Here is a 23,812-nt window from a genome sequence, read left to right as displayed (position 1 = left end):
CGGGCGGCAAAGTACAGTTCCAGGAGAGGTTACGGATGTCGAATCGAACACATACTATGAGTTTGATATTCAAAATAGACTCCTTATCTCAGCGTGTGATGAATTAATTGATGGTTATGCTTATACGGTCTATGAAGAAAACCGGATCACCACAAGATTGTATGTAACAGGAGAACTAGATTCCGTTAAGGAATACTTAATACAAGACGGTTTCATTAGCCGGTGTGTAGAATACTTCCCTCGATTTGATAAGTTGCATTATGAAGACTACATATATGAGGGAGGGCGCTTAATCCAAGTATATCAGCCTCTAGTTGATCCTTATTATTATTCTCATCTTGTTCGTACTTATTTTGAGTATGATGAAGAGGGTGAGCTCATCCGGGTATTAGATGGCAATAAGGGTGTCATTTACATAAAATTGTCGGATGAAGAGGCTACACTACTATATAAAGAAGTTAAGGAAAGACTAAAAATAGCATTAGTAAAAGTTATTGAAACTGTCTGCTTAGACTTGGTGGATAGACGTTGTTGTTTCTTAGCCATTTATTTGCATGGTGAAGCTCCTTCTGTATACTCACCCATTTTCCATCCAGGATTACAATATATTAGAGAAGAGCAAATAGAAAACAAAGAGGATATCGAATTTATTTGGAGTTCTGGAGAGCATCCAGTGAATTATCAACAAGAACTTACGGATCAAGAATTAGTAACAATGCTAAGAACACTTATTATGTATTGGCATAATACAGATAATTGGTGGGAGGAAAGCATGGCACTATGGCAAGAAGTCGCTTATACAGTAAATGAGACGGATTGGTCTGATTTCCCATTACTATCCGAAGATTTTGTTTTGTTTGTCGATTGGGAGGGCTTGGACATCATAGAACTTGAAAAGAGTATTCCTGGCCACAAAATGGAAATACTTGGATCTAAGGGTCTATTACCAAAATAGGTGTATTGGTGGGGTGATCAACGATGCGACTTATAGATAAACTTACGAACCATACGTTGTTTTTCCCAATATGTGATTCTGAGTTGAATTGGTTTGACACAGCTATAGGTAAGAAGTTTCAAAGAGACCATCTAAAGTGCGTTTCATGTGACAAGTATTTCATTAACGATTCACAGTTAACTGAAACTGAAACTCCAAGACGACGTGTAGAACATTTCAAGCAACAGGGTTTTAATGATGAAGGTTACCAAGGTAATGGTTATATTGAGGATTATAGGAATTTACAGCAAACTATAATTTGACTATTTCACAAAACCCGTATTTTATACACATGTCCTTAAGTTGACTTATAGCCATATAACTTAATTTTTTGTTGTCTGGTAAGAACATTATCCGATTCCCCCATTTTGTTTCCGTAATCATTATATTTCGAATACACTCCGATCATATCAGTTACTGAAAGATTGTATTTCTCCAGTTGAAATTTTAGATGATTCCAAGAAGTTGAGTACAAAAGTCTGTCTTATACGATTTGCTGTAATCATCGATCTCCCATATGCATTAGCATATTTCTCAATTATTAGTTCTAAGGCACGCCTAGTTATTCTAGTGCCATTTGAATTTCTACCTTTCGTTCGAAAAAATGGCGAGCCAATTGATTCATTACCAAATTCAATTGACATGTACTCATCAATGATACTCTTGGTTAAGGTGCCAAAGTACTGGTCTCTCCCTCTCTGTCTCCTTCTATTAATAGATATTTGGTTCTTGGTTATATCAATATTATTAAAGTTTAACAATCTGATTTCGGAAATACGGAGGCCAGAATCAGCAATCAGGCTGATAATTGATGCATCTCTCAAGCGATTTGATTCATAAAAAATTCTGTCGTGAGTATTCTTTGGGGCCACTTAATAAAACATTCAAAATCCTTTAGGTATGCAATTTTAGATGAAGCTGCCAGTTCAGTTTTTTCGGCACAAAATCTCCCGATGAACGCAGGAGAACATTCTAACAATTTATCAAGTACTTTTTCGTCTTCTTGCACACCTTCGTTCGATTTTTCCTACTTTATTAGTATGCCCAGAGATCGAGTTTTTTGTAGTAGTGACGTTTTTCGAATTCGCTCCTAATCCAAATGAAAAAAGCTTACGTTCTATCATTAGACGGCTATTGTTTGCATAATCGAAATAACCGCTATGAGTGGAACATACTCCAGGAGGCTTCAGAAGATCTCTTAAAAATGTATAAGCCGGAATGCATAAGACTAATCTTCGTATATACTTATTTTATCAGCAACTAACAAATAATCATTAAGAAAGTGCAATGATAACTTTATTTTACTGTCTAATGTAATGTCGTCTACTTGAATAGGAGAGCTCTTTGAATCATAAATTTTGGTCTCACTGACGATATAAACGAATTTAATGTCATCGTTCTCAACGAATTGATTGTTATACTTGTCAAATTCAAATCCATTTGGGTTAAATTCCTTTAAACTCAGAGTATATAATATTTTAGTATTGTCTATTTTTAACTGTTTCTGTTTCACTATCCCATATGTAATAGCTGTAAAATCAAATGATTTTTGTTCAGTAATTGTTGGGTTACCCTGACAGCCTCCAAGTAGAAGAAGTACAATTGTTACAGTTAGAATTACTTTTAGCTTTATTCTCATGAGTATCCCTCCTTTGGCAGAATTAACCAGAGTAATTTACTCTGGTTAATTCTATTTTATACTTCCTTAATAAGTAGCGTAAAACATTTGCAAAGTATTATCCATGTCATAATGGTAAAAAGTTGTATTCGCCAAAGTTGTAGACCAAGTAATTGAGTGTGAGGTTCTATATGCAGTTGTTACTGAACCGCTGAAAGTGCCAACAGGTGTAGGGATACTCATGGCACCGCCATAAGTTTTTTCTGAGGCATAAGATGTTGTACTTGTTGTGTTATTAATACTGAACTTAGCGCCATATGTTCCTGCGTTTACACCTGCTACAGGCTTTCCATTATTAGAATTATACACCCACTCGACTTTTGTGCTACTACCAACTAGTGCTGTAGGAACCGTTGAATAGTCTGTGAATAAGTAGGTTACGGGTGTGGGCTTCAACTTCAGGGCGATAGTCGAATCGGGTTAAGCTGCTCCGCGGATCGGTTGGCCGCAAGTGTAAAAGCGAGCGTTCGCGCTCCGTCTGAATAGCTGCTTAAGATCGGCTCCTGGGTATTCGTCTTGACCGCTTCGACAAAAGCTTTGCTTTGTTCGAAATACGGATCCAGCGCAGACGTGAAGGTCTCGTCTCCTGTGTCGTCGACGATTGTCAATCCAAAGCCGTTGCCGCTGAGATGGATGAAGAAATCGTGGCCGAACACTTTAACATCGGATGCGATGTGATAAGCGGAATGACAAGATTCTGTAAGGCTGCCGACCGCCCCTTGCTCCATCGCGAAGGAAATGGCTCCTGCATCGTATATCGTCCCCTTCGACTGCATCCGGTCAAAGGACACGCGGCCGAATTTCCCTTCGACCTCGCTGAATTCCCCGGCTATATAACGGATCATGTCCACCTGATGGGTGGCAGCATCCACCAGATGTCCTCCAGACAGGTCAAGCCGGTGCCACCACTCCGCCGGATGCGTGCCGCCGAACCGATAAGCTTGGATTAAATGCGGCTTCCGGTCTTGCAAATACGCTCTCGCCTGCTGCACGGTGTCGAGGTAACGAAGACAGTAACCGACGGAATGAACGATGCCCGCTTCCAGTATCGCCTTTTCCTTACGGCGGACTTCGCCCAGATCAAGGCCCAGCGGTTTCTCTACGAACAGATGAATGCCCCGTAGAGCCGCAGTTTCCTCCAGGTTCCCTCTCGCAAACTGCGGCGTGCAAATATATACTGCATCGATCCGTTCCGGATCCAGCACTTGTTCCGCGCTATCCATGACCTGCGCGCCTGTTCTTTCCGCGGCATTGACCGCCTTATCCCTGTTCAGGTCGTATACTGCGACAATGTCCGCTCCCTCAATACGCTGCAGGCCTTGAATGTGTAGATTGGCGATGTCTCCCAAGCCGATAAATCCGATTCTAATGCTCATATGCACGCTCCAACCTTTCTCATGGGCAGTCTTATTAATTTCGTTCCAATGGCAATTTAACGCTCCGACCGCTTGCGATCGACTCATCGATTGCAAAGCAGACCTCCATCGACTGCAAGGCTTCGAAGAAGTCGCAGCGCGTCTTCGTACGATTAACAATGGCATTTACGAAATCATCGATCTCCTCAGCGAACGGGTGATGGGATACATCCCCGCTATCCGGCAAAATCGTCGGAATCGTCGCGTAATCGGTTTGACCGGGCAGCTTATGGCTGAAGAGCTGATTGTTCAAAATCGCGCCCTTCTCTCCAAGCAGATGCACGTTGAACTTATAAGGCGTTCTGCACTCCAGGGAAGACGATACCTTGCCGATGCCGCCGTTACTCAGCTTAAAGATGGCAATGGCATTGGGATCGAATTCGTAGTCGCTGTCTGCCCAGGTATGGCAGCTGTAAGCCGTTACTTCCTCAATATTGCCGGCAAAATAACGGACGGCGTCCACGGCATGACAGCCTGCCGACAGCATGCTGCTGCCGCCAGCCGCTTTGCCCTTGCTCCAGCGGTATTGGGGATATTGTGGGCCTATATGGTGCCAATAGTCGATCTGGGCCATGAATACCCGGCCGATCGCATCATCATCAATTAGTGTCTTCGTGTTGGCAATCGATGGGTTCCAGCGCAAAACAAATCCGACGACCGTCTGAATCGGATTCGACTCAATCGCGTCCGCCATTGACCACAACGCCTTCCGATCCATAGCGAGCGGCTTCTCAAGCACAGCGTGTTTACCGTGCTGTGCGGCCAAGATCGTATGATCCGGTCGAAGCTCCGGTGTAGAACAGAGAACAACGGCATCGACATTGGCATCCTTCACCGCTTCCTCATAACGTTCGAAAACGCGTGCCTCTATGGACAATTCCGCCAGCCGTTGTCGCGCACGCTCTTCGCTCTGACTGACGATGCCGTATACTTCCGCATCCTCGCGGGCATGGATTGCTTTCAAATATTCGCCGGCCACCCATCCGGTACCTACCACGACAAACCGCAAGATTGACATGGCTATCCCTCTATTCTCCGAGTCATTATTCGATTACGGATGACATATAAACAACTGCAATCCCTGCTGTTCAAACTTCGTTCCAAATGCTGAGCGCATTCCTGAAGGCACTCTCCGTACCGCTTAGACAGTCCTCCAGTCCTTCGAATTCGATCGAGATCGGACCCTCATAACCACTCGTCTTGATCACACGCAGCACTTCCCGCATATCGATGTCTCCTTGTCCGACAATAGCGCCTCGCAAGTAATTTCCGGAAGTTGTCGTGAACCAGCCCGCTCCCGGATTTCGATACGAAGGCCGCAGATAGAAATCCTTCAAGTGGATCATCGCAGCCCATCCGATATTGCGCTTCACCCCGACCACGGAGTCTTCATCAGCACACATGAAATTGCCGATGTCCAGCGTCGTTCTGAAATTGGAACGGTTCACCGCAGCGATTAAACGCTGAACGCGCTCGCTTCCCTGTACATGATAGCCGTGATTCTCAACGCTGGTCTTCATCCCATGCTGGGCTGCGTAATCCGCTATCCTCGCGCATGCATCCGCCAGTCTAGGCAAATCACGATCGAATGCTGCAACGGTTGCTTCCTCTGCCGGCCGCCATGCCACATCGTGACGCATCTGATTCGCGCCCAAGCGGTTCGCGATATCTACCTCCCCTATGACGCGATGCACTTCTGCTTCGAAGAGGTCCTCGTCATCCGTCGCAAAGTCGGCGCCAATTAAGTAATTCGAAATCGACAATCCCAAATCTTGAGCATACTTCCGAATTTCCTCCGCCATCGCCGCATCGATAGTCAGCGGCCCGCCTGCGACGATTTCCACATGCTGGGCGCCTTGCGCGGAAACCCAATCCAGTACGTCAAAAATGGTCATTTTCCCTTCCAGCACCAACCGGGACAGGGAATATGAACTTATGCCCAGCTTCACGTTAACACTTCCTCTTCTATTAATAGACTATAACCTCGCCCTTATCTGTTTTCCCATACGTATATCGCTTCAAGCGGCACGTTCCGGTCTACCTTCACAGCTTCGTTCGCATGACGCAGATCATTGCCCGATAGATGAATATCGCGCGTGTCTCCGCCCGTCGCCTGCACGAACACTTTTGTTCCAGGCAGCGCCCTGCTTCGGGTGATCCAGGCTTCCCCCACATTCGCGAAGCTGATCGCTGGCATCTGCGGATCGTCTCCGGCCTGCTTGCCGCTGAAGCCGTCGATGTCAATCCTCCCGATATGGCGGCATTTCAGCGCGCTCCAGCTATCCCCAACCTCCGAATCCAGCCACCGGATCGACACGTTGTGCAGCTTGATATGCTCTGCATAACGGAAGTACAAATTGTACGGAACAAAGTGATGGTACGCATAGCCTTGAATATCATCGGGAATGTCGAGTCCGAACTCCTTCTTCTTGGCAGCAACCTCAAATTGAATATGCGAAAGCTCGATGTTGTCGATGCTGTCACCGGGTTGGCCGACAATGACGCATGCCCCGTTCGATCGTGCCATTAAGTGGCTCACAGACACATTTCGAATCGTCCCGCGGTTCGTCATGAGGAAGATCGGCGTGCCTTCTTGCTCCATTTGTAGATTAGTGTTAGTTGCCGTAATGCCTTCGATCAACCCATTATCCGCGGTCACATTGAGAAATCCGGCGGCATTGCTCACGGAACAATTGCTAATCGAGATATTACGTACTTCATTATAGCTATCAACGGCAAACCATGGATCCAGCCCGGTAAATATGCGGAAGCAATTGACGGACGTGTTGAACGTGCAATTGGTAATCGTGTAATTCTCAGCCTTGTCGATGCCATCGGCATCAATCGCGATTGCGTCGTCTCCGGTAACAAAATGACAGTCGGCTACATGAACGTCCCGGCAGGAGCTAAAGTGAAAGCCGTCTGTGTTGGGCCCATGGAAATCGTTCAAGATTTGCAGGCCTCGCAGCTGAATTCGCTGACAATCGACCAGCCAACCGGAGTATACCGATGAATTCAGGATTGTAATCTCATGAATCTGGACATTGCTGCACCCTTCCAGCATAATTCCCATTGGCCGCCACTCTTTGGGCCAATAATGGATGGGCACGGAGTTCCAGCTATCGCCGGATGAATCTTTCCTGGTCCAGAATGCCCGGTCCTCGCCTTCTATGGCGCCATTCCCGGTAATCTTGACGTTGGCAATGTCTTTCCCATACAAGTTGCCTGTCTGAATTGTCGAGTTCACGCATCGCTCATATACCGTAACGAACCGGTAATCCTCTTTATTCGTGCTGGCAGCCAGCACCGCGCCCGGATCAAGCTGCAGCGTCAGGTTGCTTCTGAGACAGACGGTGCCGATCCGGAATCGCCCAGGAGGTAAGTATACGATGCCCCCTCCTGCTTCTGCGCAAGCGTCAATTGCCGATTGAATTGCTTGCGTATCATTAACCATGCCGTTTCCTGCCGCTCCATACATCATAACATTGAATCTATGCACTAGGTTTCAACTCCCGTTCCTTATCCCTTGACGCTGCCAAGTACGATGCCCTTCACAAAATACTTCTGCAGGAACGGATAGACCAGCAAAATAGGAATCGTGCCCACGAAGATTTGGGCCGCCTTTGCCGTGCGATCGTTGACCGACGCCAAGGTCAGTATGTCTTGTCCTGTCAACTTCGTCAGATCCACGCCGCGAATAACCGTCTGCAAGTAACTGGCTAGCGGGTAGTTGCTTGGAGAGTTCATAAGAATCAGCCCGTCAAACCAGGAATTCCAATGGCCTACAATGGTGAACAGGCCAACAGTAGCGAGTGCGGGCATCGAAAGCGGCACGAATATTTTCCACAACACCTTCCAATACCCTGCACCGTCCATCAGAGCCGATTCTTCCAATTCGACAGGCAAGCTGCGGAAGAAGTTGAGCAGCAGGATGATGTTATATACGGGTAAGGCCGACGGAAGAATCAATCCCCATATGCTGTCGAGAAGCCCCAGATATTTAATCGTCATATACCAGGGAATAAGTCCGCCGCCGAACAGCATCGTAAAGACGAAGAACCAGGCGTAGCCGGTTCGGAATTTCAACGCTCTCCTATCTTTGGATAACGGGTACGCCGACAAAACGGTCAGCAGCATGCTAAGCGTTGTTCCGACAATGACTCGGATCAGCGTGATGTTCATCGAACTGAGAAACTCCGGTTTTTTCAATATAAACTGATAGGAGTTGATCGTGAAATTGACCGGCCATAGCTTGACGACTCCTGCAGCAGCCGCACTGCTCTTACTGAACGAAACAGCAAGAATATGAACTAACGGCAGCAGGCAGAGCAGGGAAACGGAAACTAACAAGAGGATATTCAAAAAATTAAACGTACGATTGCCGATTGAGTCTCCCGATACCATTGAAGCCCTCCTTAAAAAATGCGGTAATTCACCAGTCTGTAGGCCGCCCAATAAGACACGGAGATGAAAATCAGGGATACGACCGATTTGAACATGCCGATCGCTGTGGCAAGGCCATATTGAAAATCAAGCATTCCCATCCGAAAGACGAACGTATCGAGAATATCGCCGCTCTCGTATACGGCGGGATTATATAGATTAAATACCTGGTCGAAACCCGCATTTAACACATTTCCCAAACTAAGTGTCATAAGCAGTACGATTACCGGCCGCATCCCGGGCAGCGTTACATGCCACATCTGTCTGATCCGGCTTGCTCCGTCAATAACCGCCGCTTCATAGACCGATGGGTTGATACTCGTAATAGCCGCCAAATAGACGATCGTACTGAAGCCGAACTCCTTCCACACGTCAGATACGACCAGTACGTAAGGAAACCAGTTGTTACGGCTTAGAAATGAAATCGGGTCAGCGCCCAACGAACCGAGCAATTGGTTGACAATGCCCTCATAGGACAAGATGTCGGTCAGAATGCCGCCGAGTATAACCCAAGACAGGAAGTGGGGCAGGTAGATCAAGGTCTGGATCCCCCGCTTGACAGCCTGAAACCTGATTTCGTTGAGCATCAGCGAGATAACTACCGGCACCACTAAGCCTGCAACTATTTTCATCAAGGCGATATACACCGTATTGCCCAGCACCTTCCTGAAGTCCGGAAGCTGGAACGCATAGGTGAAGTTATCCCAGCCAATCCACTCTGAGCCGAACAAGCCATTTACCGGTATAAATTTCTGAAAAGCAATGACAATGCCCACCATCGGGACATAGCTAAATACGAGAGCAAATACGATGCCGGGCAGCAGCATGAAATGCAGGGGCAACTGTCTGATCGTCTTGCGGTTCATCCCCGCTCCTCCTCATTCAAGAAATAGGGGAGGGTAAGCTCCCCTATCGTTACGTTATAGATTGCCGGCCCATTCTTCGATTTCTTTCGCGATTTCGTCGCCGCCCAGCTTATGCCAGTTCTCAACGAATCTATCGAATTCTTCAATCGGCGCTTCATTCATAATGATCTTGGTGAACGTCTCGAGCTCGAGCTTGGTCAATACCCCGCCCTTCTGAGACATCGTGTTCGTAACGGCACCGAAGAAGTCCGGTGTTTGCAGCAGTCCCTGGTCGACTTTCTCCTTCACTCCAGGCCATGCGCTTACGTTGCCGTACGTTCCCTCTTGGAACCACATTTTGTTGTCGCCGTTCCGATAGGCGATAATTCGGTCATAATACATTTTTTCCTCGGCATTAAGGGCAGATGGATCGTTCGTCTCAAGTGCCTGCATGATGTGGACGTGAATGTTCATGTTGCCGTTGACCTGCGAAGCGAATAGCAACGGATAGCTGTTAAGCGGGTACCCGTCGGAAGGCACAAAGTATTTCTCGATTTCGGCCTTTTCATAGGCGAGCTTCACCATCAAATTCAGCATTTTAATCGCCGCTTCGGGATGCTTGGCCCCTTTTTTCACCACAACGTAATTCGCCACAGGGAAATCAAGCTGAATCTTCGCCGGTTTATCATCTGCCGAAGGAATGCCGTAGGCTTTCCATGACGAATTCGGATTCTGATCCTTGTTCGCCTGGAGGGGTCCGCCAGGAATCCACCATGGCCCATAATTAATCCCGACTTTGTCGTTTGCCATCTGCTCCACTAATTTGTCATCGCCTTTTATGGCGAACTCTTTATCAATGAGGCCTGCCTTATACATTTCGCTTAACTTGGCAAGCGCGTTCCGCGTTTCCGGCTGCACGCCTCCATATACGAATTTGCCGGATTCATCTTTAAACCAGCTGTTGGGATAGGAGTGATAACCATTGAAGAATCCCCGCAAGCTCGTATACGTCCCGTTCATCCCGACCCCGATCGCCAGTCCGTAAGTATCCGCCTTGCCATTGCCGTCCGGATCCTGGGTGACGAAGGCTTCGGCGATTGTGGCCACGTCATCCATCGACTTCGGCTCGGGCAGCTGCAAGCGATCCAACCAATCCTTGCGCATCCACAGCACCTGAGAGAAGTCCGTAGCCGAGCCGACTTTCGGAATTGCCATCAATCGGCCCTTGAAGGAGGCGGATTTTAATTGATTCGGATCCTCTTTCACGATTTTTTTCGTGAGCTCGGTCGCATAGGTTTCGAATAAGTCCGTCAAATCCTCAAGCTGCCCGGAGTCAACCAACTGCTTGAGTTGTGTTCCGTTAACCGGGAAAATATCCGGCAGATCGCCGGAGGCGATCGATACGTTCAGCTTCTGATCGTAATCCCCCTGCGTTGTCCACGCATACTTGATTTTGATTCCGAGTTCTTCTTCATACGCTTTGCTCCAAACGTTGTTCTCGATCGACTCACCTTCCCTGAATCTCACGCCCGACAAATCCCGCGCAGCAGTTACTTCTACCGGAGGATCGTATTTGGCGAACGGGTCGCCCTCCTGTTTCCCCGTATCTGGCTGGCCCGTTGTGCCGGTCTCGCCGGTGGGCGATTCCATTCCTGCCTTGCTGTTTCCTCCACCATTCTCTCCGCCGGCGCAAGCCGTCACAACGATCATGATGCAGGCCAGAATCAATGCCGCCATAGCTTTGGGACGTGATCTGTTCATTGCTGTTCCCCCCAAGATTTGAATTCGCTTTACTCCTTAAATTATAGGAGGCGCCGCAATTGACCAACAACGGGAATGTGTTTACAAATGAGTCTTTTGTTTACCGCTTTATAACAGCTCGCGATATTCCGTCGGTGTCGTGCCCGTTTGTTTTTTGAAAAAGCGGGCGAAATAGGCTGGCGAGTCGAAACCGAGCGCTTCGGCAATGTCATGAATGCGCATATTCTGCTTAGCTAGCAGTTCTTTGGCGAGCTGAAGCCGTTCGGCAACGATGTAGTCCGACAGTCCTTCTCCGGTTATCTGCTTGTATAATCGGGACAGATAGGAAGGACTGAACCCAACCTCCCCTCCAATCCGCGTCAACGACAGATCCCCTGCCAGGTTCGCGCCGATATATTGCTTCACTTTGCGGATAACCTCCCGCTCCCGGTCGACCAATGCGCTATTCTGCCGCTCAAAAATTGCTTCCGCCATCTGCCACAGCCGCTCGGCCGTCTCTCCCCATGTCCGGTTCGGGCCGCTGGCGATTACACGCTCGTAGCCGAACATATCCTCCCCTTCCCCGCTCATGCCGGACTGATGAAGATGCGTGAAATAAATCGATAAGAGCGAGTGATGGATATGCAGGCTTAAACCGTCCTGCCATTGCTGATTGGTCGGCACAAGCTTGACCAGTTCCAGGAACAGCTCTTGAAATTGCTGCTTGTGTCCTTTCTCCAAACAGGACTGCAACAGTGCCCATTCTCTCGGCCGGAGGTCGAATATTCCCGTCCGGGAAGCTGGCCTGCCGGGACTTGCAGGCAAATTACTTTCCATCAGCAGCAATTCATCCTGAATGCCGTAATGAACATGGAGCATCATTTTCAGCAGGCTGTATTTTTCTGCGCACTCGCTCCACGCCACAGTCTCACTTGCCGTCAGGAACGATACCGGCAACTGTAAATACTGTTTGCTGGCGGCCTGTATGCTCTCCATAGCCCCATTGATAACTTGATGTAACCGTTCCATTAACCGGCTGTCTGGGGTATTATCATCCGAATGCTCCTCATTCTTGAATTGAATGAGCCACACCAGCTTGGCTTGCTCGTAAAAAATCGAGAAGTGATGGGAAAAATCCGATAAATAATCACTGGCGATATTTTGCAGCGCATAAACAAGCAGCATCCGATCCGATGGTGACCAGATGCTGTTCCATCCGTCAACCCGGCCCAGCACCAGCAGCACCGGGCGATCCGCACGCAGTGTCAGGCTCAGCTCTTTGAATTGCAGATGGATTGCGTTTCTGGACACTTCTCCGTTCAACAGATCCCACAGCAGCTCTTTTTGCATAATCGGCAATGCCGTCTGCAGCCGTTTCTTGGCATCGGCGATCAATTGCTCGGACTCGAATCTGTGCTGGAGCTCGTACACTGCTTTGTCCACCGCTTGCACAATAACGTCGTCGGACTCGGTCTTCAGAATGTAGTCAACGCTCTCATTCCGCATGGCGGATTGAATGTACTCAAAGTCGTTGTATCCTGTCAGGAAGATGACCCTGCACTGCGGCCATGTCCGAACGATTTGTTCATGCAGCTCCAATCCGGTCATCCCAGGCATCCGGATGTCGGTCAGTACAATATCGATTTTCGTCCGCTTCAACCAATCGAGTGCTTCGCCCGCTGAATAGGCCCTACAATATTCCAATACTGCCGTGAATCGCTCTTCGAACAAATCGATTAAACCGTCCACAATGTAATCTTCGTCATCCACCACCATCAATCGATACATCTCCATCATCCTCCCGATTGGACCGGCAGAGTCATTTCGACACGCAATCCACCGATCGAAGCGCGCGATACCTGCAGGCCATGCTTCGAACCGAATTTCAATTGAATCCGCTTATGGACGTTGAGAAGACCCGTTGTCTCCATCCAATCGTCAAATTGCTGCAGCTTCCGTTGTATAACCCGAATCTGCTCATCCGGCAAGTCCTCTCCATTATCCTCAATGACGATCGTCAACTTCTGTTCACTATGCAGAAAATGTACCGTCACGAGTCCGCCCGACTTCTTATTCGCAAGGCCGTGTTCGTAAGCATTTTCCATGACGGGCTGCAGCAGCAGGCGAGGCACTTTAATAGCGCAGCAGGCATCCGGCACTTCGTCGTATTGGGTCTGCATGCGTTTCCGATAACGAATCGCCTGGATCTCGATATAGGCAAGCGTGTGTTTCCACTCTTCGACGAACGGCACCTCATCGTTGGCACTGCGGGTAATATAGCGAAAGTACTCGCCCAGATGCTGGGCTAGCCGAATAACGTTATCGATGTCGTGCAGGCGGGCGATCCGGTACAGGACGAAATAACTGTTGTACAGAAAATGGGGATTAACCTGAGACTGCAGCTGCTTGAGCTCGGCCCTCTGCGCCCGGATTTGCTGCTCGTACACTTCATGAATAAGAACGTCCAATCTCTTCGTCATCGCATTGAATTGATTGTACATATACCCGAATTCGTCCTTGAACCGGTAATGGATCATAATGCCGGTTTTCCCCGATTCCACATTCCGAAGCGCCTGAACCATGATCCGAATGGGCCTGCGGATGGTCCGATGAATCCAGAACGAGAACAGCACCGAGATCGTGACCGACACAACCGATAACATCCATAGCCATACTTTATTTTTCTTTAGCGGTCCCATGATTTCATTCTCCGGTACAAAGACGAGCAAGACAGTATTGAGCTTCGGCGAGCGTTCGTAGAAGACAAAATGGTTTATCCCGCCCAGCTTCATCATCGTGCTCGCCTCGTTCTCCCCGGCTGCGGTCATGGCTTGCGCGTAGGGAAGAACCTGCGGCAGAAAGGGCTCCTCCCGCTCGCTATGAATGTCCCAGCTCCAGTCGGAACCGAACAGGATAGCGCCGCCCTTCAGGCTATGGTTAATATCCGCGAGAGAACGAACGATTAATTCTTGCGATAATGTGATTTTCACGCTATAGAGAGGTGATACGCCTGGGACAAGGGACATCGGATACGAACCTGCGATAAAAAACTGATCGTCCGCATGCAGGATCGATGCATCCAGACCGCCGCTTTCATTCCCCGTCGACGGTGTCTCCAATGGTTCGATCACATCCGAATAGGATTTGGTGGATATCGTCCGATTTAAGGAAGGCACGCTCACCTCTACGTCGCGAACGTAGAGACTGGATGATTTCAATACATTCAACCGATCTATGATGCGGCTTACGGACTGGATATATTGATACTCCGACATAATCGAGGTAAGAAGACTGATATCCTGCAAATCTTTATCGAACACATATTCGTTCCGAAGGTTGACGATACGTATCATTTCATTGTCGAAGCTGCTCAGATAGAAATGTACTTTGGATACGAGCGACCTTTGCAGTTCCTCCCTTACCTTCACTGAACCGTCGTGATTGGAAATGAGTGCGATTACATATAACGGCACGATGACAAACAAAAACGAAATTAGCAGTTTGGCGTAGATCGATAAGCTCCTTCCCCTCAACAATCGCATCCTGCCCCTCCTCAGCCGGCTTTATTTTAATAGTGCGAATTATAGCAGAGTCTATTCATCGCCCACAATCATCAAAATAAAAATATGCTTTGTGCCTCTACTCCACCTATGCCGCGAACACATCCGCTTCCGAAATAGGTAAACGGAAGACCGAAAAGTAAAGAGATTCTCGTAGTTGCAGCTACCCGTCAATTCTATAATGAAGTTGCAGACTTGCATCATTGGACGAATGGAGGTGTTATCTAAAGGAACGTCTGTCGAGGTCATGAATTTGCCTGCAAATTAAGATTTCATTTAAAGGAGGCTGTCAATCATGAATTCGCATGAGAGGGATGAACAAAGGGTATCCGCTGAGGAAAATCAAGAACAACCCGATCAGTCGGGCAAGGTGAGCCGACGAGACGTACTGTCGATGATCGGAATAGCCGGCGTAACTGCAGCCGCAGGGGGGTTAGGTTTGATCGCATCCACCGGAACCGCGGAAGCCAAAGGAAATGGCGGGCTAGATCATCAGCAACTGATCAATCGCAACAGCCCGGGCTCGCACCCCGCAACGGCAATCAGCTATGTGGCGCCGAACGGGTCTGTGAACACGGTTCAAGATCTGTCCAATTCAGCCAATACGACCATGGGTGCCACACTGATCGGAAGAAGTACTGTCACCGTCAACGCACTTGCCGACTTGATAAGCACGCCGACTGCGGGTAACCATCATGTCAGCGTACGTGGTTATTATAATGGGGATAACCAAGGGGGCGGGCTGTTCTACTGGGATGCCGGTCGTGCAAAGAATCTGCATAACGGCGGCACGATCATCAGCCCGACTGTCCCGTGGAACGGCCAGAAAAGCACTCTCGCAGCGTTTCTGGCTGGCACCGGGGAAACCCAGTCATCCGGAGCCGGATGCTGGATACGGATCGTGGAGTCCTCCATCTCCGCCGCCGCCTTCGGAGCCTCCGAAGGCCAGGACATCACGCTGCCGATGCAAGCTGCCAGCGATGCCGCTGCGGAGTTGTCTGTCCCTATGATCGGCGGCATCTCGGGAATTCTCTCGGGGGACTTGCTGCTCCCGAAAGTATTCGACGGAGCAGGGGCCCGCTATACGGGCGGACGTCTGATCATCAGAACCACGAAATTCCCCGATGTTCATAATTTCTACTGCGATACACTCATGGCACAAGCCGTCTGGCATTCCAATATCCGTTCCATCGAATGCGACAAGTTTATTGTCGATGGCTACAGCCTCGATTGGGGAACATTCTGGAATAAATTCGAGAATATCCGTGCCGGACAGATCATCCTGGACTGCCAGGCTCAGGCGGTCAACTCCAATGAGTTCCTGAAGTGTAACGGCAACAAGCCTGATGTTTACGGTCTTCTCATCACCGATAACGGACTCCCGGGAGCAACCTCGGAATCGCACGGCAACAACTTCATCGGCTGCGACTTTTCCGTCTCGCTCGGGATACATAACGCGACGGCGGTCCATCAACAAAATACTTTGACGAACTGTTATTTAGAGCGGGGGGCCAGGATCAATGGCAATTTCCTGATCCTCGGAATGAACCACGACTCCAACTCGCCGCCAGCGGTATCCCCTTACTCGCATGTCATCGGCATGACGCAGCACATCCCATCGTCGCGGGGGGACATGTTCTCCGTCTCCCTACAGAATGCCGCTATCGGCGGAGACTGGTCAGTTCGGGACGTTAACAACAAGCCTCCGGCTTTCTCGGCGACATTCGGCTCCGCTGGCGTAGTGCCGCTAAACACCAATACCCCCTATGGGTATAAAGCGGTGTACGGCGGATCAGGGAATGGCGCTTTTCAGTATATTGAAATCAACTTCGAGGTCGATACACAGGAATTCTCATCGACGCTATGGCTCTACTGCCCGAATGGAAACATGCCGGTAGCCATTATGGTCATCGACGTTGCCTCGGGCGCGGAAAGTTACCGAGATATCAACCTTTACGACTTCGGAAACCACTTTCATCTGCTGCGCGTCTCCGGGAAGTTGACGGGAACTGCGGGGAAGATCCGCTTGCTGGCAACCGCCGGAACCTCTTCCGCTTTCACCATGTACCTGGGAAGCGTGTTCATCTCGGCTTACAAAGGCGCTCCTCTACCTTACCATTCCCTCTCCGCGTCTCCTGTGGAAACGATTGTGTGCGGAGCGTCCGAGGTCAAACGCGGCATCAAGAATGTTCCCAACTCCATCGGCACCCATGTCGACGTTACGGTAACCTTCGGAGCCGCATTTACCACTATGCCTGCGTTCACTTATTCGCTCCTCCCCGGAAGCAGCTACTTGGGGAATCTGACAAAATCCGAGTTAATCAATATCAGCTCGCAAGGGGCAACAATACGTATCTATTTCGCAACGAATTGGTCGGGCGATTTGCACTGGCAGGCGATCTGATTCAAAAGACGCATTCCTCCCGCTGCACAGCGGGAATGAATGCGTCTCTTTGTTTGCGCCCAAGAATGGACGGATGAACGATCAGCGCATGCCTCTGCCTCCGGGGCCGCCCCGACCGCCGCCAAATCCGCCGCCCCCGCCGGGACCTCCGCACGTAACTCCCCGTATACCGTTACGTCGCCGCCGTTCACTTCGTTGCGTACGACTCCGCCGATTTTCTGCGAAGCATTGTTTCCGTCATCGCTCGCTTGGATCGTGATCAGACCGTCGTTGATTCGGACCGACCACCAACCACCAACTACGTCTGTAGAACAATGAAAAGAGCCGGCGTATACGCCGGCTCTTTTCATTGCTATGGCGCTATGGATGAGGTTGGCTCGATGATGATCTCTCAATTGCTTCGCAAGTACGTTGGTGTACTGACTAATTCCTTCCATCAACAATTTAATCTTAGGATCTAAAATAAATCCCCCTCCTGTTTACATATTTCTACATATGAGGAGTTTTTCCTGCCCTTGGTCTTTTTGCTTCCATGTTAGGGAGAATTGGAAAATGTTATTGTCTCCTAAAGAAAATGACATTCCCATGTGAACGCGAAGAACATGGGGCTCTATAAAGGGTGAAAGTCGGTAATCGGCCAATGTTCTTGTCATCAATCGGTAACCGGCTCAAGTTCTTGACATTGCCAAATGACAAGAACTTGAGCCGATAAAATAAAAAAGCCGCGATTTACGCGGACTTGATTCGGTCAATGTTCTTGTCACTCGACATCGGTTGATGATCTTTTATATACAACCTATAGCTCTTTCTATTTCGTGTTCTAAAAATAACTTCGGATTGTTCCCTGTTAGTTGAGAAAACGGCAGCCGATCTTCTGGCCAGCTGCCGTTGTGTTATTATTTGGTTAACGTTTCACGTTAGTCTAACGTTCGGGCCAAATCTGTTGCCTAGAAACAACATTCAAACCATCTATTCTATATCCATTGTTTCGATCCGCCCGAAGGGTAAACTGTACTGTTTTATCAAATATTCCATGGTTAGCATACACTTAATCCGCGGATTGAACCACCGAATGACGTGATGCCATGCTAGACAATGCAAACACGGCAATGATGGCGATAAGTACGCCGAGTACCCCGAACCAGGTAATGGATGACAAAGAAACACGGTTTACGATCACCCCGCCAATTCCTGCGCCGACAGCCATGGCAAGCTGCATCATGGAACTGTTCAAGCTCAGCATGACGCCCGAGGATTCAGGAACAAGCGAAACCAGGTTAAATTGCTGCGCTGGAGCGGATGACCAAGCGGAAAAAGACCAGAGGATCAAAATGGCGAATACAGCAATTACCGACTGTCCGACTAAGGATAGCAAAATCAACGAAATGACGTGAAGCATCATCCCTGAAACGAGCGTGTATTTGATGCCCCGTTTATCCGCGCTGTAGCCGCCGACTTTCGAGCCAATCAAACTGGCAACGCCGAACACGAAGAGAGCTGCGCTAATCAATGATTCATTTAAATGAGTCGCCTCTAGCAGAAAAGGGGATAAGTAAGTATATGCGAGGGAATATCCTCCCAACCAGAAAAAAGTAATCGCTAAAGCAACCAAAACCTGAGGTTTTTTTAATAAAGCAAATTGTTTTATTAAAGGAACAGGCTTGTCGCCCTGCAAACGTGGTATAAGCGCAGCAATGACAAGCATGGCCAAGCCCCCGACAATTGCGATGGCCAGAAATACCGCTTTCCAGCCAAAAGCCAAGGCTACCATTCTGCCGAGCGGTACGCCGATGATGAGAGATGCGGTAATGCCCATGGTGACGTTTGCGATGGCGCTTGCCTGCTTACCTTGCGGAGCGATTTTGGCGGCGATGCTGAGCGCGTTAACTGTGACCACCCCGGCGCCTAACGCCGTAACGATTCTAGCGGCAATGAAGAAACCGAAGCCGGACAATATAAATGTGAGCAGATTTGCGGCAATAAAGATACCTAGCGAATAAAGTAGGAGCTTACGCCGGTCCATCTTGGCTGTCAGTGCCATCAAAATAGGCGTTCCGACTGCATAGGCCAGGGAATAAACCGTAATGAGCTGGCCAGCTGCCGCAACGCTTGTTCCCAACGTCTCTGCGATTCGGTCTAATATCCCGGAAATGATGTAATTGGATGTTCCAACTAAAAAGCTGATCAAGGCTAGAACGTAAACCTTCCATGTGCTCTTCATAATTCACTCTCCTGTTTTGCTTCAATACAACATGAGTTGCTTGTACAACACGTGTTGTATTTGTATGCTATAATAACAACCGAATGGTCCGCAATCATCAATAACCATAAACCGTTGTATAGGCAACACCATTTCTATAATGTCGTTTTGCTGGGGAGATCTTAACCATGACAATTAAAAAGAATGAAGCTGATCCTCGTGTGGTACGTACACGGCGACTCCTTCAAGACGCTTTTGCTTCATTAATTCAAGAAAAAGACTTCGAATCGATAACCGTTAGGGATATTGCAGAGCGGGCTACTGTTAACAGGGCGACTTTTTATGCGCACTTTGTAGATAAATTTGACATTCTTGAGGCCAGACTTATGGAATCATTTATGACAATCATAAATCCTAGAATAAGCGGTCACGAAGTATTAAATGAAGAAACAATACAGAGTATTTTTCTGGGGGTATGCGAATTTCACAAGGGTCTAAGCACTATGTGCAAAAGAAGAAATACATCGCTTGTACCTGTATTCGAAATTCAAATAAAGGAAAAAATTCAAACGACACTTCTTTCCTTTATAGACAAAGACAAGATGCTAGCGACTCCAAACGCGCAATTCTTAATAAATACTGCTTCTATCATGTTAAGTTGGGGGATGTTTGGGGCAGCTTATGTTTGGAACAATGAGGGGCGTTTAATAAGTGCGGAATCATTCGTTAAACAGACTATGCCCTTAGTAATGAACGGAGCCAAAGATCTGCTGGGATAGGACCTTTCGCTATTGCTCTGCCCTTCCCGTTCATATCAAACCATTAACTTGAATCAACTTCGTCGATAAGCTTTTACGCACAATCCAACCTACTCGATGTTTTAGCAATACACAATCATCCCATTCAATGAAGTTTACGAAGTTCTCATCAATTTGCTTATCTGTCGGTATTGATTTGTTCAACAGTATGGACATAGCTTTATTTTTTTTCATCATTTCTGTCCCACAAGCCAAGATCCGCAGCCAATTCAAGTATTGTTCTCCGTTAGCGTAATCACTTATCTCAGTCCTTAGTTTTCCACATTCGATACAGTCCAACAACTAGAAAGAAAAAAGCAATAACTTCCAGAGTCCTAGGAATGAAATTCAGTAATGTAATCATTTCCCCTATTGTCATTTTCAGCGGTAGTAAAGTTGGGTTTACAAAGTAAGAATCAATGAATCGATTTATTGTAAAAGGTGCAATAACATAATATATTTTTAGGAATATGACAATAAGAAAGAAGTAAAATCCTTCAATGAAGTGATTTTTCTTGCATTGTATAAGACCGAAAATTAATAAAGCCAATAAGAAAACCGATACTAAAATTGAAAAGATTCCTAATAAAATCTCCAAATCACCACTCCTTTAATTCACATATTTTCTCTTTACCCTTTTCTCTTTACCCTAATGTGCTTATAGTTGTGAGGCTTGCCGAACACCTAATGCAATGACGTCCCGACGGGCTTAGGGGGCTGGATGTGGTCACTCGCTTCTCAGAGTAACCCGGAGCGTCACCTGGAAGCAGCCATTGCATTTAAAGCGTTCTCAAAATAGCTGTATACTTCATCTGCAATTCCCAGAAACTCTTCAACAAGTACATGACTATCCAAGTAACAAGCATACAGATAATCAACTAAAGCGGGGTCAATCTCACAATAGTTTAATATGGCATTCTTCATCTTAATAATGTCATCTTGCCATACACCTGTATCTTCTAAAACCAAAGAGTATAATGCACGAATTAATCTCTTAGAGTAACCTTTAATATATCTAGTTTTCATTGTGTTATCACTAGCATTAGAAAGTAAACTATGTATACGGTCTACTTCCTCCTTGGTCTCTGTATTTAAGTCTAAAATGAACTCCGGAGAAATAATTATCGGTGGCACTTCTTCACCAACGTCATACCCATATATACAAACACAGATTATCTTTACCCAAAAACCCCACTCATTTGGTTTACTTAATACATCGCCGATCGAGCAAATTATCGTATCAATCTTAGTTACTACTGGATATTCTTCCAAAAGCCTGTCTTTAATATTTGACAATCTTTCGTAATCAATATCTTTGGGATTTGCACATACAATCGTAAAGTCTGCATCTGACTTAAAAGGTTTAGCAGTTCCTTTTGGAATCGAGCCGCACATATAAATGCTATGAATCTTACCTTTAAATTCGGCAAGTATGTTATCGATATACTTATCAACAAAATCCTTATATTCACTTTGTATTACAATTTTATTTATAACTTTTTCTAATATCATATAGACTCCTCCTAATCTAAGAATTTCTTTAAGCTAACGTCTTTTTTGCGAACTTCGTAAATTCGTCATGACTAAGTTATTCTCGAAATCATTCAACTATCCTGCCCGTTAGGATTCAATCTCCCCTCCCTCCTCTGTTGATGTCACAAAACGGGAATGGGACAAAGTTCTTGTCAACAAAAACGCTCACCAGGTTATCCGCCTTTAAGGGGAACGGCTAACCTGGTGAGCAGTTGATTTACTATAGGATATAGTCAATGACGACCATCTGATGGCATTCGACGACCGGAACCCGGTAACGAATCGCCCCGCCTTCTTGCGTGAACGGCAGATCCTCCATTGTCGGCGCCAAATATACTCGCTTCACTGGCTCCGGCACTTGCAGGGTAACATCAACGTCATAGATCGGCGTCATATCCTCGATAATCTCCAAATTCCTTCCACGTTTGACTGGACATGCATACAGAAGATGGTTCACATAACGCGATTCATGCGGCTGATGCTGCAATGTGACTGTTCCCTGCGCGGGAAAGCTTGTCTGAAGCGTTCGGCCGGAGCCGAGCAGTAAATCCAGCGCATGCAAAATCGTTTCCTTGATAAACAAGCTGGCATTCTCGCCATAGTCATAAAAGGCGTTCCAGGCGTAATAGATGCCGTTCGCGCTTTGAATCATGCCAGGCCCCGCGTTGTTGCGGCAGTTGGGCGTGTGCGTGTAATAATAAGCGCTTGCGCTGCGGTTGAAATAGGAGTCTTCCCTGAAGCCCAACTCGACGCCGCCCTCGGCTAGCTCGACCTTCTGCCCCGGCGCATAGAAGACAAACGAGCCTTCCCCCAGGCTGCGTGTCGCAAAATGCGGCCGGAAATAGTCCGGCTGGAACGGATTCGCGCCTAGCCACGTTGCGCCGAGATCGATTGCAAACGCATAGCCCGCTTCGTTCAGCCCCGATTCGCCGGTAGCGAGCACCTTTCCGCCGCTTTTGAAATACGTGTCCAGTTTGGCGGCGAGCTTTGCCGTGATTCTCACCCTATCCGGCAGGACGATGACCTTGTAGGCGGTGAAATCCGAATCTGTGTCGATGAAATCGTACAGGATGTTCCCCTCCTGCAAAATCCGATAAGCGCCGATATCCGACCGCCCCTTCCGCTCCTCCGCAGGGCTAAGCGACTCAACGGCGAGGATGGCAACATCGGCGACGTTGCGTACATCCGTACACCATGGCTCCTTCGCTTCAACCTCCTGGTAAGCTGCGCCGACCGCCCGATAGACGATTGGGTCCATGAGGCCGTCGGGATGTAGATGGTCCCCAACCGAACAACGGGTGCCATGCGCCAGCGAAAGCGCCGCTTCGAAGCGGAGGGCGTTCGGATGCTTATAGTTGCCGAAATCTCCCCAGTTTTTATGGAAACGTCCGGTCATGCCGACGATCTTTTCCTCAATTTGCTGTAAATATCTGGCCGACATCGGGAAAAAATCGTAACCCCAGCCGCCGGAAGGCAGACATTCCACTTCCAGATGGCTGTTCATCGCGGCCATGTCGCGGCGGCCGAAGCGGATGCCGCTATTATGATACACGGGCATGTCCGGTTTAATTGCCCGCACGCGTTCGTTGATCTGGGCGGTGTAACGGGCGTAAACCCGCTCAGCCATCTCTTCGGCCGCCTGTTTGTCGTACGGATCTTTCCCTTCCGCGAGCAGCGTCGACCGGCAGAAGTGGCAGTAGCACGTTTTGGGATAAACGATGTCGAGGAAAATACCGTCTGCGTCATAACCGGCAGCGACCTCCTCAATATGCTGCGTCATATATTCCAGATACGGCGAATGGAAGCAAAAAACATGCAGCCCCGGCTCGCGAAACCCGGCCTCACAGGTGATCCGGTCGTTCTCGTCGCGGCGAAGCCATTCCGGATGCCGCCTTGCGAGCTGCTCATCCAGCCCGACATTGAGATATACCGGTGTTTTAACGCCGATCTCATGAGCCGCATCAATCATTTCGGCAAGCAAGTCAAACGACAGGCCCGGGTGCTTGGCGAATTTTTGCGTATCGTAATAAGCCCAGCCATGAAAGCATTTGGCGAAAATCGTAATCGAATCGACATTTCCCAGCCGCAGCATATCTTGAAACTGTTTTTTGGAAAACTGCGTGCCGATCTGTACATGTTTATCGTTATGGAAATCAAGATGAATTTGTCTGAATCTCATAGGTAAACTCCCTCCGAACATGCC

Annotated in this window: 18 protein-coding genes; 3 read left to right on the top strand and 15 right to left on the bottom strand. The window is 48.0% G+C overall.

Annotation, left to right across the window (positions count from 1 at the left end; all coding sequences use genetic code 11):
* Positions 1-955 (top strand): hypothetical protein (locus DFP98_RS39370; protein WP_116065539.1); only part of this gene is annotated, 955 nt, incomplete at its 5' end.
* A gap of 449 nt (positions 956-1,404) precedes the next feature.
* Here the strand turns inward: DFP98_RS39370 and DFP98_RS40360 are convergent.
* From DFP98_RS40360 to DFP98_RS36245, 11 genes are all read right to left on the bottom strand, one after another.
* Positions 1,405-1,866 (bottom strand): tyrosine-type recombinase/integrase, encoded by a 462-nt coding sequence (locus DFP98_RS40360; RefSeq protein ID WP_116065538.1) that lies wholly within the window; start codon positions 1,864-1,866, stop codon positions 1,405-1,407.
* Positions 1,867-2,222: 356 nt separating this feature from the next.
* The gene (locus DFP98_RS36290; protein ID WP_116065537.1) at positions 2,223-2,633 is read right to left on the bottom strand and encodes a hypothetical protein; all 411 of its coding nucleotides are present in this window, start codon (positions 2,631-2,633) and stop codon (positions 2,223-2,225) included.
* A 437-nt stretch (positions 2,634-3,070) separates the two neighbouring features.
* Positions 3,071-4,048: a Gfo/Idh/MocA family protein gene (locus DFP98_RS36285; protein ID WP_181918160.1), complete on the bottom strand. Its 978-nt coding sequence runs from the start codon at positions 4,046-4,048 to the stop codon at positions 3,071-3,073.
* Positions 4,049-4,082: 34 nt separating this feature from the next.
* Positions 4,083-5,105, bottom strand: coding sequence for a Gfo/Idh/MocA family protein (locus DFP98_RS36280; RefSeq protein ID WP_116065535.1), 1,023 nt, complete (start codon positions 5,103-5,105; stop codon positions 4,083-4,085).
* Positions 5,106-5,175: 70 nt separating this feature from the next.
* Positions 5,176-6,036 carry a sugar phosphate isomerase/epimerase family protein gene (locus DFP98_RS36275; protein WP_116065534.1) on the bottom strand — a complete coding sequence of 287 codons (861 nt, stop codon included), beginning with the start codon at positions 6,034-6,036 and terminating at the stop codon, positions 5,176-5,178.
* A gap of 41 nt (positions 6,037-6,077) precedes the next feature.
* Positions 6,078-7,586, bottom strand: a complete 1,509-nt coding sequence (locus tag DFP98_RS36270; protein ID WP_116065533.1) for a glycoside hydrolase family 28 protein — start codon at positions 7,584-7,586, stop codon at positions 6,078-6,080.
* Positions 7,587-7,606: 20 nt separating this feature from the next.
* A complete protein-coding gene (locus DFP98_RS36265; RefSeq protein ID WP_116065532.1) occupies positions 7,607-8,491 on the bottom strand; it encodes a carbohydrate ABC transporter permease in 885 nt (294 codons plus the stop codon).
* 11 nt (positions 8,492-8,502) lie between these two features.
* Positions 8,503-9,396 carry an ABC transporter permease gene (locus tag DFP98_RS36260; RefSeq protein WP_116065531.1) on the bottom strand — a complete coding sequence of 298 codons (894 nt, stop codon included), beginning with the start codon at positions 9,394-9,396 and terminating at the stop codon, positions 8,503-8,505.
* 54 nt (positions 9,397-9,450) lie between these two features.
* Entirely contained in the window at positions 9,451-11,136 is a 1,686-nt protein-coding gene (locus DFP98_RS36255; protein ID WP_116065530.1) for an extracellular solute-binding protein, read from the bottom strand.
* A gap of 108 nt (positions 11,137-11,244) precedes the next feature.
* Positions 11,245-12,903, bottom strand: a complete 1,659-nt coding sequence (locus DFP98_RS36250; RefSeq protein ID WP_181918159.1) for a response regulator — start codon at positions 12,901-12,903, stop codon at positions 11,245-11,247.
* Positions 12,904-12,908: 5 nt separating this feature from the next.
* On the bottom strand, positions 12,909-14,657 hold the full coding sequence (locus DFP98_RS36245; protein ID WP_116065528.1) for a sensor histidine kinase: 1,749 nt from the start codon (positions 14,655-14,657) through the stop codon (positions 12,909-12,911).
* 313 nt (positions 14,658-14,970) lie between these two features.
* On the opposite strand from DFP98_RS36245, the gene DFP98_RS36240 reads away from it, so the two are divergent.
* Positions 14,971-17,079 (top strand): hypothetical protein, encoded by a 2,109-nt coding sequence (locus tag DFP98_RS36240; RefSeq protein ID WP_116065527.1) that lies wholly within the window; start codon positions 14,971-14,973, stop codon positions 17,077-17,079.
* Here the strand turns inward: DFP98_RS36240 and DFP98_RS36235 are convergent.
* Both DFP98_RS36235 and DFP98_RS36230 read right to left on the bottom strand, forming a co-directional pair.
* Positions 17,031-17,516 (bottom strand): hypothetical protein, encoded by a 486-nt coding sequence (locus tag DFP98_RS36235; protein WP_116065526.1) that lies wholly within the window; start codon positions 17,514-17,516, stop codon positions 17,031-17,033. The two genes, DFP98_RS36240 and DFP98_RS36235, sit on opposite strands and share 49 nt — an antisense overlap.
* 611 nt (positions 17,517-18,127) lie before the next feature.
* Positions 18,128-19,300: an MFS transporter gene (locus DFP98_RS36230; RefSeq protein ID WP_116065525.1), complete on the bottom strand. Its 1,173-nt coding sequence runs from the start codon at positions 19,298-19,300 to the stop codon at positions 18,128-18,130.
* Positions 19,301-19,467: 167 nt separating this feature from the next.
* Here DFP98_RS36230 and DFP98_RS36225 point away from each other — a divergent pair, with 167 nt between their 5' ends.
* A complete protein-coding gene (locus DFP98_RS36225) occupies positions 19,468-20,058 on the top strand; it encodes a TetR/AcrR family transcriptional regulator (RefSeq protein ID WP_116065524.1) in 591 nt (196 codons plus the stop codon).
* 774 nt (positions 20,059-20,832) lie between these two features.
* Here the strand turns inward: DFP98_RS36225 and DFP98_RS36210 are convergent.
* The gene (locus DFP98_RS36210) at positions 20,833-21,588 is read right to left on the bottom strand and encodes a nucleotidyltransferase domain-containing protein (RefSeq protein WP_116065521.1); all 756 of its coding nucleotides are present in this window, start codon (positions 21,586-21,588) and stop codon (positions 20,833-20,835) included.
* 241 nt (positions 21,589-21,829) lie between these two features.
* Positions 21,830-23,788, bottom strand: coding sequence for a family 10 glycosylhydrolase (locus DFP98_RS36205; RefSeq protein ID WP_116065520.1), 1,959 nt, complete (start codon positions 23,786-23,788; stop codon positions 21,830-21,832).
* Between the last annotated feature and the right edge of the window lie 24 nt (positions 23,789-23,812).

The organism is Cohnella phaseoli (genome assembly GCF_003386235.1).
GTDB classification, from domain to species: domain Bacteria; phylum Bacillota; class Bacilli; order Paenibacillales; family Paenibacillaceae; genus Cohnella; species Cohnella phaseoli.
Note: the sequence above shows the minus strand (reverse complement) of the source record. Positions and strands in the feature narration are given on the sequence as shown.

Coding starts and splice junctions, on each gene's coding strand:
- DFP98_RS36260 (WP_116065531.1), bottom strand. CDS start 9,396: ATGAACCGCAAGACGATCAGACAGTTGCCCCTGCATTTCATGCTGCTG.
- DFP98_RS36225 (WP_116065524.1), top strand. CDS start 19,468: ATGACAATTAAAAAGAATGAAGCTGATCCTCGTGTGGTACGTACACGG.
- DFP98_RS36230 (WP_116065525.1), bottom strand. CDS start 19,300: ATGAAGAGCACATGGAAGGTTTACGTTCTAGCCTTGATCAGCTTTTTA.
- DFP98_RS36235 (WP_116065526.1), bottom strand. CDS start 17,516: ATGGAAGGAATTAGTCAGTACACCAACGTACTTGCGAAGCAATTGAGA.
- DFP98_RS36265 (WP_116065532.1), bottom strand. CDS start 8,491: ATGGTATCGGGAGACTCAATCGGCAATCGTACGTTTAATTTTTTGAAT.
- DFP98_RS36285 (WP_181918160.1), bottom strand. CDS start 4,048: ATGAGCATTAGAATCGGATTTATCGGCTTGGGAGACATCGCCAATCTA.
- DFP98_RS36245 (WP_116065528.1), bottom strand. CDS start 14,657: ATGCGATTGTTGAGGGGAAGGAGCTTATCGATCTACGCCAAACTGCTA.
- DFP98_RS36280 (WP_116065535.1), bottom strand. CDS start 5,105: ATGTCAATCTTGCGGTTTGTCGTGGTAGGTACCGGATGGGTGGCCGGC.
- DFP98_RS36255 (WP_116065530.1), bottom strand. CDS start 11,136: ATGAACAGATCACGTCCCAAAGCTATGGCGGCATTGATTCTGGCCTGC.
- DFP98_RS36290 (WP_116065537.1), bottom strand. CDS start 2,633: ATGAGAATAAAGCTAAAAGTAATTCTAACTGTAACAATTGTACTTCTT.
- DFP98_RS36240 (WP_116065527.1), top strand. CDS start 14,971: ATGAATTCGCATGAGAGGGATGAACAAAGGGTATCCGCTGAGGAAAAT.
- DFP98_RS36210 (WP_116065521.1), bottom strand. CDS start 21,588: ATGATATTAGAAAAAGTTATAAATAAAATTGTAATACAAAGTGAATAT.
- DFP98_RS36205 (WP_116065520.1), bottom strand. CDS start 23,788: ATGAGATTCAGACAAATTCATCTTGATTTCCATAACGATAAACATGTA.
- DFP98_RS36250 (WP_181918159.1), bottom strand. CDS start 12,903: ATGTATCGATTGATGGTGGTGGATGACGAAGATTACATTGTGGACGGT.